Below are 15,282 nucleotides of genomic sequence, written 5' to 3'. Positions count from 1 at the left end.
GGGACCTCCTCGCAGGCTAGGGGCGCGGGGACGATGCGCGGGGTGACCTAAGGCCCAGGCGTCGCCTCACGCGGGACGGGGCCCGCGCATCGTCCTGATGCACGGGCCCCGTCCGGGCACGACTGGTACGAGGTGGTCAGACGCCGCCGTCGAACAGCGAGGTGACCGAGCCGTCGTCGAAGACCTCGCGGACCGCGCGCGCGATCAGCGGCGCGATCGACAGGATGGTGAGCTTGTCGAACTGCTTCTCCTCGGAGATGGGCAGCGTGTCGGTGATGACCACCTCGGAGACGCCCGACTTCGACAGGCGCTCGACGGCGGGGCCCGAGAGCAGGCCGTGCGTCGAGGCGACGATGACGTCCTTGGCGCCGTTCTCGAACAGCGCCTCCGCGGCCTGGACGATGGTGCCGCCGGTGTCGATCATGTCGTCGACCAGCACGCAGGTGCGGCCCTTGACCTCACCGACGAGCTCGTGGACCTTGACCTGGTTCGGGACCGACGGGTCGCGACGCTTGTGGATGATCGCGAGGGGCGCGCCCAGGTGGTCCGACCACTGGTCCGCGAGGCGGACGCGGCCCGCGTCCGGGGACACGATGGTGAGGTTGCCGGGCGAGGTGCGGCTCTTGACGTAGTCCGCGAGCATCGGCATGGCCCACAGGTGATCGACCGGGCCGTCGAAGAAGCCCTGGATCTGCGCGGTGTGCAGGTCCACCGACATGACGCGGTCCGCGCCGGCCGTCTTGAACAGGTCCGCCATGAGGCGCGCGGAGATGGGCTCGCGGCCCTTGTGCTTCTTGTCCTGACGGGCGTAGCCGTAGCTCGGGATGATCACGGTGATGCGCTTGGCGGAGGCCCGCTTCATGGCGTCCACCATGATGAGCTGCTCCATGATCGCCTCGTTGATGGGCGCCGCGTGCGACTGCAGCACGAACGCGTCGGCGCCGCGCACCGACTCGCCGAAGCGGACGTACAGCTCGCCGTTCGCGAACGTGTACGCGGTGGTCGGCAGGAGGTCGATCCCGAGGTGCTTGGCGACAGCCTCCGCGAGCTCCGGGTGCGCCCGGCCGCCCGCGAGGACGAGGCGACGCTCGCTCGGGTTCGAGATCACGGCATTCATGCTTCTCCCTTGTGGTCGGCGGCGGCAGCCGCACGCTCCTCCTGTGCCCCCGACGATAGTCCGCGGGCGGTGTCTGCGTCCTGTGCAGCACGGGCGGCCTCGGCGGACGGCGTGCCGGGGCGGCGACGCTCGACCCACCCCTCGACCACCTGCTGCGAGACCGCGTTGAGCGCGAGCGCTCCCGCGGGCACATCGTGTCGGATGATCGCGCCGGCACCGGTGTAGGCGCCATCGCCGATCTGCACCGGCGCGATGAGCGTGTTGTCCGAGCCGATGCGGACGTGGTCGCCCACCTCCGAACGGGACTTGGTCACGCCGTCGTAGTTGACGAAGATCGACCCCGCGCCCACGTTCGAGTGCTCGCCCACGGTGGCGTCCCCGACGTAGCTGAGGTGCGGCACCTTCGAGTGCGCGCCGATCTCCGCGTTCTTGGTCTCGACGAACGCGCCGATCTTGCCCTTCTTGCCCAGGATGGTGCCGGGGCGCAGGTACGTGAACGGGCCCACGGTGGCGCCGGGACCGATCTTCGCGAGCGAGCCGTGCACACGGGTGACGGTCGCGCCCTCGCCCACCTCGACGTCGGTGAGCGTGGTGTCGGGGCCCACCGTGGCGCCGGCGGCGACGAACGTCGCGCCGTGCAGCTGGGTGCCGGGCAGGACGGTCACGTCCGCCTCGAGCTCGACGTCCGCGTCGATCCAGGTGGTGGCCGGGTCGACGATGGTCACGCCTGCGCGCATCCAGCCGTCGACGATGCGGCGGTTGAGGGCCGCGCCCGCCGCGGCGAGCTGCACGCGGTCGTTGACGCCCTCGACCGCGGAGGCCTCGGGCGCGACCAGCGCGCCCACGCGGCCGCCCGCCTCGCGCGCCAGCGCGAGCACGTCCGTGAGGTAGAGCTCGCCCTGCGCGTTGTCGGTGGTGAGGTGCGCGAGCGCGTCGCGCAGCGCGGCGGCGTCGAACACATAGATGCCGGCGTTGATCTCGCGGATCGCGCGCTCCTCGGCGGAGGCGTCCTTGTGCTCCACGATCCGGGTGACGGCGCCCGCGCCGTCACGGACGATGCGCCCGTAGCCGGTCGCGTCCGGCACCTCCGCGGTGAGCACGGTGACGGCGTTGGCCTGGTCCTGGTGGGCGGCGACGAGCGCGCCGAGCAGGGCGCCGTCGACCAGCGGCACGTCGCCGCTGGTCACCACCACCGAGCCCTGGACCTGGCTGTCGAGGTGCGCCATGTCCGCGCCGCCGGCCGCGACCGCGGCGGCGACGGTGGTCGCGTCGAGCGTCGACAGCCCGCAACGCACCGCGCTGCCGGTGCCCGGGACCGGGTCCTGGTCGGCGATCAGGGCGTGGGGGGCGACCTCGGTGACGTGCGCCGCGACGGCCTCGCGCTCGTGGCGGACCACCACCACCGTGCGGCCGGGCTCGAGCTCCGCCGCCGCGGCGAGCGCGTGGGCGACGAGCGAGCGGCCGGCGATGCGGTGCATCACCTTGGGCGTCGCGGACCTCATGCGGGTACCCGCCCCTGCGGCCAGAATCATCACGGCTGCGGGTGGAGTCGGGGTCACCTGGTCTCCTCACATGGTGGTCCCCCGGCGGGGGCAGGAAGGTCGGTCCGGCCAAGTCTAACGTTCGGTGAACGGCCCCACGCCCGCGGTGGTCCCGGCCCGAGCCGCTCCGCCCAGAGGATTCGAACCTCTACCGCAGGGCTCCAAAGGCCCGCATGCTGCCGTTACACCAGGGCGGAACGGGGCGGCAGGCTCGAGGCGCGCCGCACCCGGGCGTCAAGTCTGCCAGGATTCGCGGCACACTTGAGCCGTGACCGTCGAACCCCGCCGCAGCCCCCGCTCCCGCATGACCGCGCGCGAGCGCCGCGAGCAGCTGCTCACCGTGGGACGCGCGCTGTTCGCGGAGAAGGGCTTCGAGGGCACCTCGGTCGAGGAGATCGCCTCCCGCGCGGACGTGTCCAAGCCCGTGGTCTACGAGCACTTCGGCGGCAAGGAGGGCATGTACGCCGTGATCGTCGACCGCGAGGTCGAGGCGCTCCTGGGGGCGCTGAGCGGGGCGCTGGCGACCAAGGCCCACCCGCGCCAGCTGGTCGAGCGCGCGGCGCTCGCACTGCTGGGCTACATCGAGAAGTCGCCCGACGGCTTCCGCATCCTGGTGCGCGACTCCCCCGTCGCGCAGGCCTCCGGCACCTTCTCCTCGCTCCTCGGCGACGTCTCCGCGCAGGTCGAGGGGCTCCTGGGCGATCAGTTCCGCAAGCGCGGCCTCGACCCCGCCGTCGCGCCCGTCTACTCGCAGATGCTCGTCGGCATGGTCGCGCTCGCCGGACAGCACTGGGCCGAGGTGCGGGAGCCCTCGAAGCAGGTGGTCGCCTCGCACATGGTCAACCTCGCCTGGAACGGCCTGTCCTCGCTCGAGCGCCGGCCGGACCTGCCGGAGGACTGAACCCGCGCATCGTCCCCTTGACCTGGCCGGACGTCGTTATAGATTGACGGGGCGCGCCGCCCCGGGCGCGCTCGACCGGAGGGAACGCCAGTGATCCAGGGTTTCAAGGAGTTCATCACTCGAGGCAACGTGGTCGACCTCGCGGTCGCGGTGGTCATCGGCACCGCGTTCACGGCGGTGGTCACGGCGATCGTCGACGGGATCATCAACCCGCTCATCGCGGCGGTCTTCGGCGAGCCCGACCTCACGAGCGTGGGCAACTTCCAGATCAACGGCGCGCAGTTCTCGCTCGGCCTGGTGCTCGACGCGGTGTTCACGTTCCTCACCGTCGCCGCCGCGATCTACTTCCTCATCGTGATGCCGCTCAACAAGCTCGCCGAGCGCCGCAAGAAGGACGAGCCCGCGCCCGACGAGCCGGTAGCGCCCACCGAGATCGAGCTCCTCACGGAGATCCGCGACGCGCTGAAGGCCAAGCCGGGCGCCTGAGCCGGGGCGACGGAGCCGCCCCGGACCCCCTACTCCTGGACCAGCATGGTCCCGGACGCGGGGCCGGAGGCGGTGAGCACCGCATCGGCCACCTTCGACGCGCGCAGGTGCGCCGCGATCGCCAGCGCGTGCTGGCGGGACCGCGCGAGCGCAGCGACCGTGGGTCCGGAGCCGGACACGATCGCGCCGCACGCCTCCGCGGCCTCGGCGGCGTCGAGCACCTCCTCGAGGCGCGGCATGAGCGACAGCGCCGGGCCCTCGAGGTCGTTGAGCAGAGACTGACCCAGCGCGACGGCGTCTCCGGCCATGAGGGCACGCATGATCGCGCCGTCGACCTCGAAGTCGGAGGCGGCCTGCTCGCGGGCCTCGAGGCGGCGGTCGAACTCCTGGAACACCGCGGGGGTGGACAGCCCCTCGGTCTGGGTCGCGAGGACCCAGTGGAACTCGCCGTGGGACATGGCCGGGGTGAGCTCGTCGCCGCGGCCGAGCCCGACGGCGGTGTGGCCGTGCAGGCTGAACGGGACGTCGGCGCCCAGGCGCGCGGCCATGGCCGCCAGCTCGCCCCGCGTGGCGCCCGTGTCCCAGGCCTCCGCGCAGGCGACCAGGGCGGCCGCCGCATCGGCCGAGCCGCCCGCCATGCCGCCGGCGGTGGGCACGCCCTTGAGGATGCGCAGGTCCACGCCGTCGGTGATGCCGAAGGTGCGCGCGAGCAGCTCGGCGGCCTTCCACGCGAGGTTGGTGTGGTCGAGCGGCACGCCCGCGGCGTCCACGGGCGATCCGGCGGCGACCTCGACCGCGAGCGTGATCTCGCCGTCGGTGCGCGGGGTGGCCTCGACCACCTCCCACAGGTCCAGCGCCTGGAACACGGTGACCAGGGGGTGGTAGCCGTCCGCCCTGCGCGGCCCGACGGTGAGCTGAAGGTTCACCTTGGCGGGCGCCTTCGCGCGGACGGTGCGGGTCATGACCCCAGACTGCCAGAGGCGAGGGCCTCGGCGATGTGTGAGAAGTCCTCGATGGTGAGCTGCTCGCCGCGGGTGAGCGGCTCGATGCCCGCGGCGCGGAGCGCGGACTCGGCCGCGGCGGCGGAGCCGGCGATGCCGGACAGGGCGCCGCGGAGGGCCTTGCGGCGCTGCGAGAACGCCGCGTCGACCACCGCGAACACCTGCTCGCGGGAGGCCGTGGTGGACGGCGCGTCCCGGCGCTCCATGAGCACCAGGCGGCTGTCGACGCGCGGCACCGGCCAGAACACGGCGCGGCCCACGTCGCCCGCGCGACGCACGTCGCAGTACCAGGCGGCCTTCGCGGACGGGACGCCGTAGGTGCGGGAGCCGGGAGGGGCGGCGAGGCGGTCGGCCACCTCGGCCTGCACCATCACCAGCACCCGCTCGAGCGTGGGGAACGTCTCGAGGAAGTGCAGGATCACCGGCACGGAGACGTTGTAGGGAAGGTTCGCGACCAGCGCGCGCGGCGGCGACGGCAGCTCCTCGACGCGCAGCGCGTCCTGGTGGATGACGTCGAACCGCTCCGCGTCCTCGGGGGCGCGCTCAGCGATGGTGGACGGCAGCGCCCCCGCGAGCACGGGGTCGATCTCGACGGCCGTGACGTGCGCGCCCGTCTCGAGCAGCGCGAGGGTGAGGGATCCGAGCCCCGGACCCACCTCCACCACGCGGTCGCCTGGGCCCACGCCGGACAGGCGCGCGATGCGGCGCACCGTGCCGGCGTCGACCACGAAGTTCTGTCCCCACTTCTTGTGGGGCGCGGTGTCGAGCGACTGCGCGAGGAGGCGGATGTCGGTGGGACCCAGGAGGCTGGCCACCGGGGTCAGTACCAGCCCACGGACTCGGAGTGACCCCATGCGCCGCACGGGGTGCCGTAGCGGCCGCTGATGTAGCTGAGGCCCCAGCTGATCTGGGTGGCGGGGTTGGTCGCCCAGTCGGAGCCCGCGGTCGCCATCTTCGAACCGGGCAGCGCCTGCGGGATGCCGTGCGCGCCGGAATACGGGTTGTGCGCGTTCGGGTTCCAGCCGGACTCGCGGGCCCAAAGCGCGTCGAGGCACGACCACTCGGAGCCGGTCCAGCCGTACATGTCCGCGGCCATCTGCTGGCCGAGAGCGCGGGCGGTGCCGGGCGACACGGAGGACGTGGCGGGGACGGCGGCCGCGGCGGCCTCCTCCTCGGTCATGGTGCCGACCGCGATGACCTCGTCGGTGGGCTGCTCGACCGTGAGCTTGAGGGTCTCGACGCGCGAGACCTCGACGCCGTCCACGTAGGTGACATCGTACGTGATGACCTGCGAGCCGGGCTCGCCCTCGGTCACCACCTCGGTGGTGCCCTTCTCGAGCTCCGGGTCGTCCTGCTTGACGGAGCCGGGCTTGATCGCGACCTCCTTCGTCTCCGTCTTCACGACGGCGGCGTCGGACTTCTGCGTCTCGATCTCGGGCAGGGCGGCGAGGTCGGCCTGGGCGGTGACCTCGCGGTCGTCGGTGAGGGCGGGCACGGCTGCGGCGGCGATGGAGCCGACGGCGAACGATGCGACGGCGACTCCGAGGCCGACCTGCGTCAGCACGCGGGTCCGCACGCCGCGCTGGGTGCGGCGCTCGCGCCGGCCTCCAGGCACAGGGTTGGAACGTCGATAGCTCACGTGGTCCTCTCGTCTCGCGACCGGTCGGCCGCGCTTCACTGACGACTTTTGTCTCATATTGATAACGACGCTGTCCAACTCAACTTGAGTCAAGGCCCCTGTGGGATTTCCCACACTTGGCTATCTACCAGGGGCCATACAGCGATTCTGAGGTGTTTGAGACGGTCTCGCAGGCGAGGGCCAGATCCACCCCGATCACGTCCGCGACCGTCCGCATGGTCAGCGGCACCAGGTACGGCGCGTTGGGCGCGCCGCGGTGCGGGTGGGGCGTGAGGAAGGGCGCGTCGGTCTCGACGAGCACGTGCGACAGCGGCGTCACGGACAGCGCCGCGCGCAGCCCCTCGGCGTTCTTGAAGGTCACCGTCCCGGCGAAGGACAGGTAGTACCCGCGGTGCGCGGCCACCCGGGCCATCGCGGCGTCGCCCGAGAAGCAGTGGAACACCGTGACGTCGGGTGCGCCGTCGCGCTCGAGCACGTCGAGGACGTCCTTGTGCGCGTCGCGGTCGTGGATCTGCAGCGGCAGGCCCAGCTCCTTCGCGAGCGCGATGTGGTCGCGGAAGGAGCGCACCTGCGCATCGCGGCCCTCCTCCGAGGTCCGGAAGTAGTCGAGCCCGGTCTCGCCCACCACCCGGATGCGGTCGCGCCGCGCGAGCGCCGCGATCTCCGCGAACGCGTCCTCGTAGGAGATGCCGGAGTCGTGGATGCCGGCCGCGTGGAGCGGCGCCTCGTTGGGGTGGAGCGCCACTCCCCCGAGCATCGTCGCGTAGGTCTCCACCGCATCGGCCGTCCACCGCGCGGACTCCAGCTCGCAGCCGATCTGGACCACGCGGTCCACGCCCACGGCCGCGGCGTCCGCGAGCCGCCGCTCGACGCTCAGCTCGGGGTCGCCCGCGGGGAACTCGAGGTGGCAGTGGTTGTCCACCACGGCCATGGGAAGCGCCTCGGGCGCGGCCGGCCAGGCTCCCGACCGCATCCGCTACTCGTCCGCCATCCGGGCGAGCTCGGCCTCGACCACCTCGTCGTCGAGCTTCTGGAAGATGGGCGAGGGCGCGGGGATCGCGGTGCCGGCGACCAGGTCCGAGCGGCCCCAGCCGACCACGGACGAGTAATCGCCCTGGATCACCGGGTAGCGGCGGTCCGCGAGGTCGAGGTCATCGACCTCGTTCATCTGCGGCATGGGCGCGAGCACGCCGGTGCCGCCGAGCGCCTCGTGCACCTGCTGCGCGCTGTGCGGCAGGAACGGCGACATCATGGTGTTCGCGTCGGAGACCAGCTGCGCGGCCACCGCGAGCACGGTCCGCATGCGCTCCGGGTCCTCGTTCTTGAGCTTCCACGGCGCCGTGTCCGCGAGGTACTTGTTCGCATCGCCGATCACGCGCATGGTCTCGGTGATCGCGGCGCGCTGGCGCTGCGTGCGGATGTGCTCGCCCACCGTGCCGAACGCGGCCTCGGAGGCCGCGAGCGCGGCACGGTCGATGTCCGCGAGGTCGCCCAGCTCCGGGATCTCGCCCACGTTCTTGTGCAGCAGCGACGCGGTGCGGTTGACCAGGTTGCCCCAGCCGGCGACCAGCTCGTCGTTGTTGCGGCGCTTGAACTCGGACCACGTGAAGTCGGCGTCCGAGGTCTCCGGGCCGGCGACGGCGATGAAGTAGCGCAGCGCGTCGGGCTGGTAGCGCGAGAGCATGTCGCGCACGTAGATGACGTGGCCGCGCGAGCTCGAGAACTTCGCGGACTCCATGGTGAGGAACTCGCTCGAGACCACCTCGGTGGGCAGCTGCAGGTCGCCGAACTCGGACAGCGACCCGCCGCGCGCCCCGCGGCCGTTGGCGGCGATGAGCTCGCCGGGCCAGATCTGCGAGTGGAAGGTGATGTTGTCCTTGCCCATGAAGTAGTAGGACAGGGCCTCGGGGTTGTTCCACCACTGGCGCCAGGCGTCGGCGTCGCCGGTGCGGCGCGCCCACTCGATGGACGCGCTCAGGTAGCCGATCACTGCGTCGAACCACACGTAGAGGCGCTTGGCGGGGTTGTCCTCCCAGCCGGCGAGCGGCACGGGGATGCCCCAGTCGATGTCGCGGGTCATCGCGCGCGGGCGCACGTCGACCAGCAGGTTCTTGGAGAAGTTCATGACGTTGGGGCGCCAGCCCTGGCGCGCGCCCAGCCAGTCCGTGAGCGGCTGGACCAGGGCGGGCAGGTCGAGGAAGAAGTGCTCGGTCTCGACGAACTTGGGCGTCTCGCCGTTGATGCGGCTCACCGGGTTCTTGAGGTCGATCGCGTCGAGCTGGTTGCCGCAGTTGTCGCACTGGTCGCCGCGCGCGCCGTCGTAGCCGCAGATGGGGCAGGTGCCCTCGATGTAGCGGTCGGGCAGCGTGCGGCCGGTGGACGGGGAGATCGCGCCGCGCGTGGTCTCCGAGATCATGTAGCCGTTCGCGTGCACGGCCCTGAACATGGCCTGCGCGACGGCGTAGTGGTTGCCCGTGGTGGTGCGGGTGAAGAGGTCGTAGGACAGGCCCAGCTGGGTGAGGTCCTCGACGATCACGCGGTTGTACCGGTCCGCGAGCTCCTGCGGGCTCACGCCCTCGCCCTCGGCCTGCACCAGGATGGGCGTGCCGTGCTCGTCCGTGCCGGAGACCATGAGGACGTCGTTGCCGGCCAGGCGCATGTAGCGGGAGAACACGTCCGAGGGGACGCCGAACCCGGCGACGTGGCCGATGTGGCGGGGGCCGTTGGCGTACGGCCAGGCGACGGCGGACAGGATGCGTGACATGGCGCCCATCCTAGTGTTCGCGCGGGTCGCGGATTCCTGGTCGGGCAGGGGGACGATGCGGCGGCCGGGCGGGCACCCCGCTACCGGTAGTCGGGGGCCGGGTCGAGCCCGAAGTACTCCTCCATGGTGTCGACGCCGGCGTCGCGCATCGCGGCCGCGAGCTCGATGCCCACGTACCGCAGGTGCCACGGCTCGTAGATGTAGCCGGTGACGTCCTCGCTGTCGGGCGGGTAGCGCACCAGGAAGCCGTGCTCCCACGCATGCGCCGCGACGTAGCGCCCCGCCGCGGTGTCCGCGAAGCACGGCTCGAGGTCGCAGCCGTCCGCGCGGATGTCCGCCGCGAGCCCGGTCTGGTGCTCGGAGTAGCCGGCGCGCGCGGAGAAGCGGTCCGCGGCGGCGGTGCCCTGCTCGGCGGCGTAGGTCGCGTAGAGGTGCGCCTGGGCGGAGTGAGAGCGGTACGCGGTGGAGATGGTGAAGCCGGCGTCCTCGGCCGCGGCGGCGGAGTGCAGCGCCGTCATCGCCGCGGCCGCCTCCTCCCGCATGGTCGCGCCGCCGGGAACGTCCGTCACCGTCACCAGGTCCTCGGGCGCGAACTGCTCCGGCTCGAGGGGCCGCACCTTGTTCACCACGACGGTGACGGACCCCGGGCTGTCGATGTCCGCCGTCGAGACCTCGATCGCGGGCGCCGCATCGCCCGTCGACCCGCCGTCATCCGCCGCGGAGGCGGTGACGCGCGGCACCGCGTCGGTCGCCGCCGGGGACGCGGTGCCCGCGACTGCGGCCTCGCTGCCCGCGAGCGCGACCGTGGACACGGCACCGGCGCCCAGCCCGAGCGCGAAGCAGCCGGCCGCCACCAGGAGCACGGGCGCGAGGCGGCGCCGCGTCGCCCGCGGCGCCGCGGTCACTCCGCGGCCCGCGCCGCCAGCACGGCGGCGTAGAGCTCGCGGCTGGGCACGCCCGCCGTCGCGGCGACGTCCGCCACCGCGGCCTTGGCGCGCTCGCCCGTCGCGACGCGCGCGAGCACCTCCTCGACCAGGGCGGGCACGCCCAGCGCCTCGGCGGGCCGGCCGGCCACCGTCACCACGATCTCGCCGCGCGGCTCCTTCTCCGCCGCCCACGCCGCGAGCTCCACGAGGGGGCCGCGGCGCGTCTCCTCGTACGTCTTGGTGAGCTCGCGCGACACGGCGGCGCGGCGCTCGCCGCCCCACGCCTCCGCCATCGCGGCGAGCGTCGCCGCGAGCCGGTGGGGCGCCTCGAAGAAGATGAGCGTGCGCTCCTCGGTGGCGAGCGACGCGAGCCGCGAGGCCCGCTCGCCGGGCTTGCGCGGCAGGAACCCCTCGAACGCGAAGCGATCGGTCGGCAGCCCCGACAGCGCGAGCGCGGTCAGCGCCGCGGAGGGGCCGGGCAGCACGGTGACGTCGACCCCTGCGGCGGCCGCAGCCTCGACCACCCGGAAGCCGGGGTCGGACACGGCGGGCATGCCTGCGTCCGAGACCACCACGATGGTCTCCCCCGCCCCGGCGCGCTCGACCAGCGCCGCGGCGGAGGCGCCTTCGTTGTGGTCGTGGTGCGCGACGGTCTCCGCCTGGATGCGGATCCCGAGCCGGCCGGCGAGGTCGCGCAGGCGGCGCGTGTCCTCGGCGGCGATCACGTCCGCCGTGGTGAGCGCCTCGCGCAGCCGGTCGGACGCGTCGCCGACGTTGCCGATGGGCGTCGCGGCGAGCACGATCCGTCCGGTCATGCCCCCACTGTGACACACGCGGCGTCACCGCTGGGTCGAGGCGGTCGCGGGCCGCGGCGCGGCTAGGCTTCGCGTGTGAATCTCGCGACGTTGTACCGCTGGCGCGGCGCCGTCATGGCGACGGGCGTCGGCGTGCTCGCCGCGATCCTGCGGCTCGCCTCGCTGTCCCAGCCGCACGCGCTCGTGTTCGACGAGGTGTTCTACGCGCGCGGCGCCTACTCCCTCACGGAGCTGGGCTACGAGGGCGACTGGACGGGCGAGGACTCGGCCTTCACGCAGGGCGACACGTCCGGGCTGCAGACCGCGGGCGACTACGTGGTCCACCCGATGGTGGGCAAGCTGCTCATCGCGCTCGGCATCGAGCTGTTCGGCAACACCCCGTTCGGGTGGCGCGTGGTGGGCGCCGTGCTGGGCGTCCTCACCGCGGTGCTGGTCGCGCTCGCCGCGCGGCGCCTGTTCCGCTCGACCGTGTGGGGCGGCGTCGCCGGCGTGCTGGTCGCGGTCGACGGCCAGGCGATCGTGCTGTCGCGCACCGCGATCCTCGACGGGTACCTCGCGTTCTTCGTCGCGCTCGGCTTCTGGCTGCTGGTGGTCGACCGCGACCGCACACGCACGCGGCTCGAGCAACGCGTCGCGCTGATACGCGCCGAGTCCGAGCTGGGGGACGATGCGCCGGTCCCGGGCCTCGGCCCGACCACCGGGGTCCGGTGGTGGCGGCTCGCGGCGATCGTCTCGTTCGCGTTGGCGGGGTCCGTCAAGTGGAACGGCCTGTACTTCGCGGCCGTGCTGCTGGTGCTCTCGGTGGTGTGGGACATGGTGGCGCGCCGCGAGCTGGGCTGCGAGCGGTGGTTCGCCGGCGCGTTCGTGCGCGCGGTGCCCGCGGGGCTGGCGACGCTCGTGATCGTGCCGGTGGTCTACGTCGCCACGTGGGCCAACTGGTTCCTCACGGACGGCTCGTACGACCGCGACTGGGCCGCGACCCATCCCGGCGAGGGGCTCACCTGGCTGCCCGACTCCCTCAACTCGCTGATCCACTACCACCAGCAGATGTGGGAGTTCCATACCGGCCTCACCACCGAGCACAACTACATGTCGAACCCGTGGTGGTGGCTGGTCCAGTGGCGGCCTACGGCCTTCTACTTCGAGGACGCGCCCGACGCCGACTGCGGAGCGGACCGCTGCGTGAGCGCGATCCACGCGCTCGGCAACCCGTTCCTGTGGTGGCTCGCGACCGCGGCGCTCGTGTGGGCGGTGTGGCGCGTGATCCGCCGCGGCGACATCCTCGCGCTGTCGGTGGCCGCGGGCGCGCTCGCCGGCTGGGTGCCGTGGCTGCCCTACTCGTACCGCACCATCTTCACGTTCTACACGGTCGCGTTCATGCCCTTCATGATCCTCACGCTCGTGTGGGCGATGAGACGCATCGCGCAGCCCGACGACCTCGAGGGCGGGTGGTCCAGGCGCGGCACCATCGCGGTGGGCTGCACGCTCGCCGCGATCCTGGTGATCTCCGGCCTGTTCCTGCCCCTGTGGCTGGGCACGCCCATCCCGTTCCGGTACTGGCAGGCGCACATGTGGCTGCCCAGCTGGATCTGAGGGTCAGCCCTCGCGCTGCTCGATGAGGCGCGACAGCACGATCGAGCTGCGCGTCTTGTCCACCTGCGGCGCGAGCCGCACGTTCTCCAGCGCGACCTCGAGATCGCTCATGGTCGCGGCCCTCAGGCGCACGATCGCGTCCGCCTGGCCCGTCACCGTGAACGCCTCCACCACGTTGGGGATGGCCTCGAGGATCCGCCGCAGCTCGTCGGGCGCGACGGTGCCGGTACAGAAGATCTCGACGTAGGCCTCGGTGCCCGCGCCGTCGAGCGCCGGGTCCAGCCGGACGTGAAAACCCTGGATGGCGCCCTCGGCCACCATCCGATCCACCCGACGCTTCACCGCCGACGGCGACAGCCCGATCCGCACGCCCATCTCGGCGTAGCTGGCGCGGCCGTCCTTCCGTAGTTCCGCGATGATGCGTCGGTCCAGGTCGTCGAGCGACATTTTCTGCTCCCCCCTCGCAAGCAACCTGCATCGCGCGGTACATTCTCGCACGTATTCAGCGTGCGGGGTACAAATCGTTCACGGATTTCTCGCCCGAAGCCCGGCGCGACGGCACCGCGCGATCCTCCGTCGCCCGGAGGCACCCGAACGGTAGCGTGAGATCAGCCGCCGCGGGGCGCCGCGGCCCTGAGAGGAGCCACCATGCAGGAGACCAGGAACATCGCGTTCGAGCTCGACCCACGCGAGCTCACCGCACGCGCCATCACGGCGGTGCGCGTGATGTTCGCCGTGCTGGGTGTGATCGCGCTCGCCGTCGGCATCGCGCTCATGGTGTGGCCGGGCAAGACCCTCGCCGTGGGCGCCGCGTTCGTCGGCATCTACTTCGCGATCGCCGGCGTCGCGCGCATCGCGATGGGCATCCTCGGCTCCGCCCTCTCGGGTGGGCTGCGCGCGCTGGCCATCATCATGGGCGTGCTCATGCTCATCGCCGGCGTGGTGACGCTGCGCAACCTCGAGGCGTCCACGGCGGTGCTGCTGCTGGTGGTGGCGCTGGTGATCGGGATCGGTTGGATCATCGACGGCATCATGGTGCTGGTCGAGTCCGGCAAGGCGCGCTCGCGCGGCTGGGCCATCACCTACGGCATCATCGGCATCCTCGCGGGCGCCGTGGTGCTCGCGTCCCCCGCCCTCACCGCGACGGTGCTCGTGTGGATCGCGGCCTTCGTGTTCACCATCCTCGGGGTCGTGGGCCTGGTGCGCGCCTTCACCTTCGGCCGCGGCGCCGTGGTCACGCCGTGACCGACGCACCCCAGCCCACCCCTCCGGCGGGCATGCCCGAGGACGTGGCGCGCGCCGCCGCCGCCGAGGACGCCGCACGCGCCGGGGACCCCGCGCCGCTGTGGATCGACGCCGTGGTGCGCCGCTCGGTGTGGACCGCGGTCCGCGTGATCCTGATCGTGACGCTCGCGATCTGGATCGCCTTCCAGATGCGCCACCTGCTCGGGATCCTGGTGTTCGCCCTGTTCATCGCGCTCGCGATGATCCCCGGCGTCACCAGCCTGCACCGGCGCTACGGGATGCGCCGCGGCGCGGCCGTGGGCCTCATCTACCTCGCCGGCCTGCTGCTCGCCGTGTTCATGGTCGCCGTGCTGATCCCGGCGATCGCGCAGTTCGCGGACGCGGTGCGCGAGAACCTGCCCGGATGGACGTCCTCGCTCAGCGAGTGGAGCCAGGACGCGCTGGGCCTGCCCATCGACACCACCGGCACCGACGAGGCGCTCACGGACCTCTCCTCGCTGCTCGGCGGCTGGGCCGACAACGTGCTCGGCTTCGTCACCTCCGGCATCGGGCTGGTGTTCGACCTCTTCACGGTCGCGACCTTCGCCTTCTACATCGCCGCGCAGTGGCCCCAGATCATGCACGCCCTGATGTCGCGCATGCCTCCCGCCCGCCAGCGCACGTTCGCGTGGATCGCGGACACCTCGATCGAGCAGACCGGCGGGTACTTCTACTCGCGCCTGCTGCTCATGGGCGTGTGCGGCGGACTCGGCTTCGTGGTGATGCTCCTGGTGGGGCTGCCGCTCGTGTACGCCATCCCGCTCGCGCTGTTCATGGGCTTCGTGTCCGAGTTCATCCCGTTCATCGGCACGTACATCGGCGCGGCGCTGCCGATCGTCATCATCCTCGCGGTGCAGGGCCTGGTTCCCGCGCTCGTTATGCTCGCGTGGGTGCTGGTCTACCAGCAGGCCGAGAACTACTGGCTGAGCCCCCGGTTCTCCTCGCAGACCATGGAGCTCAACGGCGCCGTCGCGTTCGGAGGCGCGCTCGCCGGAGGCGCGATCGCGGGACCGCTGGGCGCGTTCATGGCGCTGCCCATCGCCGCGCTCATCACCGCGATCATCAAGAACTCGGGCCGCACCTACGAGGTGGTGGGCATCCATGCGGACTCCGCCGCCGCGCCCGACGCGCCTCGCGAGACCGATCCGGCCGGCGCATCGTCCCCCGACGCCCCGCCCGTCGACTAGCCCTGGAGAAGCACGAAGGCCCCGGCTT

At 72.3% G+C, this 15,282-nt stretch carries 15 protein-coding genes and 1 tRNA gene; 5 read left to right on the top strand and 11 right to left on the bottom strand.

The features are described 5' to 3' along the window. Positions 1–136: 136 nt before the first annotated feature. From AOM05_RS03965 to AOM05_RS03955, 3 genes are all read right to left on the bottom strand, one after another. On the bottom strand, positions 137–1,117 hold the full coding sequence (locus AOM05_RS03965; RefSeq protein ID WP_062288333.1) for a ribose-phosphate diphosphokinase: 981 nt from the start codon (positions 1,115–1,117) through the stop codon (positions 137–139). Next, positions 1,114–2,676 carry a bifunctional UDP-N-acetylglucosamine diphosphorylase/glucosamine-1-phosphate N-acetyltransferase GlmU gene (gene glmU / locus AOM05_RS03960; protein ID WP_062519662.1) on the bottom strand — a complete coding sequence of 521 codons (1,563 nt, stop codon included), beginning with the start codon at positions 2,674–2,676 and terminating at the stop codon, positions 1,114–1,116. Before glmU ends, AOM05_RS03965 begins: the two co-directional genes overlap by 4 nt. Before the next feature lie 107 nt (positions 2,677–2,783). Next, positions 2,784–2,855, bottom strand: a tRNA-Gln gene (locus AOM05_RS03955). A gap of 107 nt (positions 2,856–2,962) precedes the next feature. Between AOM05_RS03955 and AOM05_RS03950 the strand changes: the two genes are divergently transcribed. Beyond that, positions 2,963–3,559 carry a TetR/AcrR family transcriptional regulator gene (locus tag AOM05_RS03950; RefSeq protein ID WP_062519661.1) on the top strand — a complete coding sequence of 199 codons (597 nt, stop codon included), beginning with the start codon at positions 2,963–2,965 and terminating at the stop codon, positions 3,557–3,559. Positions 3,560–3,649: 90 nt separating this feature from the next. Further along, the gene (gene mscL, locus AOM05_RS03945; RefSeq protein ID WP_062519659.1) at positions 3,650–4,045 is read left to right on the top strand and encodes a large conductance mechanosensitive channel protein MscL; all 396 of its coding nucleotides are present in this window, start codon (positions 3,650–3,652) and stop codon (positions 4,043–4,045) included. A gap of 29 nt (positions 4,046–4,074) precedes the next feature. On the opposite strand, the gene AOM05_RS03940 is transcribed toward mscL, so the two are convergent. The 7 genes from AOM05_RS03940 to rsmI form a co-directional block, all read right to left on the bottom strand. Continuing rightward, positions 4,075–5,007 (bottom strand): 4-(cytidine 5'-diphospho)-2-C-methyl-D-erythritol kinase, encoded by a 933-nt coding sequence (locus AOM05_RS03940; protein WP_062519658.1) that lies wholly within the window; start codon positions 5,005–5,007, stop codon positions 4,075–4,077. Next, positions 5,004–5,900 (bottom strand): 16S rRNA (adenine(1518)-N(6)/adenine(1519)-N(6))-dimethyltransferase RsmA, encoded by an 897-nt coding sequence (rsmA, locus tag AOM05_RS03935; protein WP_062520212.1) that lies wholly within the window; start codon positions 5,898–5,900, stop codon positions 5,004–5,006. The genes AOM05_RS03940 and rsmA overlap by 4 nt, the downstream gene beginning before the upstream one ends. Beyond that, complete coding sequence (locus AOM05_RS03930; protein ID WP_228373201.1) at positions 5,867–6,685, bottom strand: aggregation-promoting factor C-terminal-like domain-containing protein; 819 nt, start codon at positions 6,683–6,685, stop codon at positions 5,867–5,869. Before AOM05_RS03930 ends, rsmA begins: the two co-directional genes overlap by 34 nt. 124 nt (positions 6,686–6,809) lie before the next feature. Next, the gene (locus AOM05_RS03925) at positions 6,810–7,616 is read right to left on the bottom strand and encodes a TatD family hydrolase (RefSeq protein WP_228373200.1); all 807 of its coding nucleotides are present in this window, start codon (positions 7,614–7,616) and stop codon (positions 6,810–6,812) included. Between the two features lie 45 nt (positions 7,617–7,661). Beyond that, complete coding sequence (gene metG, locus AOM05_RS03920; protein ID WP_062519654.1) at positions 7,662–9,449, bottom strand: methionine--tRNA ligase; 1,788 nt, start codon at positions 9,447–9,449, stop codon at positions 7,662–7,664. 80 nt (positions 9,450–9,529) lie between these two features. Beyond that, entirely contained in the window at positions 9,530–10,354 is an 825-nt protein-coding gene (locus tag AOM05_RS03915) for a M15 family metallopeptidase (RefSeq protein ID WP_062519652.1), read from the bottom strand. Beyond that, positions 10,351–11,190 carry a 16S rRNA (cytidine(1402)-2'-O)-methyltransferase gene (gene rsmI / locus AOM05_RS03910; protein ID WP_062519651.1) on the bottom strand — a complete coding sequence of 280 codons (840 nt, stop codon included), beginning with the start codon at positions 11,188–11,190 and terminating at the stop codon, positions 10,351–10,353. Before rsmI ends, AOM05_RS03915 begins: the two co-directional genes overlap by 4 nt. Positions 11,191–11,265: 75 nt before the next feature. On the opposite strand from rsmI, the gene AOM05_RS03905 reads away from it, so the two are divergent. Then, positions 11,266–12,783, top strand: coding sequence for a dolichyl-phosphate-mannose--protein mannosyltransferase (locus tag AOM05_RS03905; protein WP_062519650.1), 1,518 nt, complete (start codon positions 11,266–11,268; stop codon positions 12,781–12,783). Positions 12,784–12,786: 3 nt separating this feature from the next. Here the strand turns inward: AOM05_RS03905 and AOM05_RS03900 are convergent, their stop codons facing one another. Further along, positions 12,787–13,230 (bottom strand): Lrp/AsnC family transcriptional regulator, encoded by a 444-nt coding sequence (locus tag AOM05_RS03900; protein ID WP_062519649.1) that lies wholly within the window; start codon positions 13,228–13,230, stop codon positions 12,787–12,789. A 201-nt stretch (positions 13,231–13,431) separates the two neighbouring features. Between AOM05_RS03900 and AOM05_RS03895 the strand changes: the two genes are divergently transcribed. Together AOM05_RS03895 and AOM05_RS13930 are read left to right on the top strand one after the other, a co-directional pair. Then, positions 13,432–14,028: an HdeD family acid-resistance protein gene (locus tag AOM05_RS03895; protein WP_156165027.1), complete on the top strand. Its 597-nt coding sequence runs from the start codon at positions 13,432–13,434 to the stop codon at positions 14,026–14,028. Next, positions 14,025–15,254: an AI-2E family transporter gene (locus AOM05_RS13930; RefSeq protein ID WP_156165026.1), complete on the top strand. Its 1,230-nt coding sequence runs from the start codon at positions 14,025–14,027 to the stop codon at positions 15,252–15,254. Before AOM05_RS03895 ends, AOM05_RS13930 begins: the two co-directional genes overlap by 4 nt. Positions 15,255–15,282: the final 28 nt, after the last annotated feature.

Origin of the sequence: Demequina silvatica, assembly GCF_000971215.1 — a bacterium.
GTDB classification, from domain to species: domain Bacteria; phylum Actinomycetota; class Actinomycetes; order Actinomycetales; family Demequinaceae; genus Demequina; species Demequina silvatica.
Note: the sequence above shows the minus strand (reverse complement) of the source record. Positions and strands in the feature narration are given on the sequence as shown.

Coding starts and splice junctions, on each gene's coding strand:
- AOM05_RS03950 (WP_062519661.1), top strand. CDS start 2,963: ATGACCGCGCGCGAGCGCCGCGAGCAGCTGCTCACCGTGGGACGCGCG.
- AOM05_RS03895 (WP_156165027.1), top strand. CDS start 13,432: ATGCAGGAGACCAGGAACATCGCGTTCGAGCTCGACCCACGCGAGCTC.
- AOM05_RS03900 (WP_062519649.1), bottom strand. CDS start 13,230: ATGTCGCTCGACGACCTGGACCGACGCATCATCGCGGAACTACGGAAG.
- AOM05_RS03965 (WP_062288333.1), bottom strand. CDS start 1,117: ATGAATGCCGTGATCTCGAACCCGAGCGAGCGTCGCCTCGTCCTCGCG.
- AOM05_RS03940 (WP_062519658.1), bottom strand. CDS start 5,007: ATGACCCGCACCGTCCGCGCGAAGGCGCCCGCCAAGGTGAACCTTCAG.
- AOM05_RS03925 (WP_228373200.1), bottom strand. CDS start 7,616: ATGGCCGTGGTGGACAACCACTGCCACCTCGAGTTCCCCGCGGGCGAC.
- metG (WP_062519654.1), bottom strand. CDS start 9,449: ATGTCACGCATCCTGTCCGCCGTCGCCTGGCCGTACGCCAACGGCCCC.
- rsmI (WP_062519651.1), bottom strand. CDS start 11,190: ATGACCGGACGGATCGTGCTCGCCGCGACGCCCATCGGCAACGTCGGC.
- rsmA (WP_062520212.1), bottom strand. CDS start 5,900: ATGGGGTCACTCCGAGTCCGTGGGCTGGTACTGACCCCGGTGGCCAGC.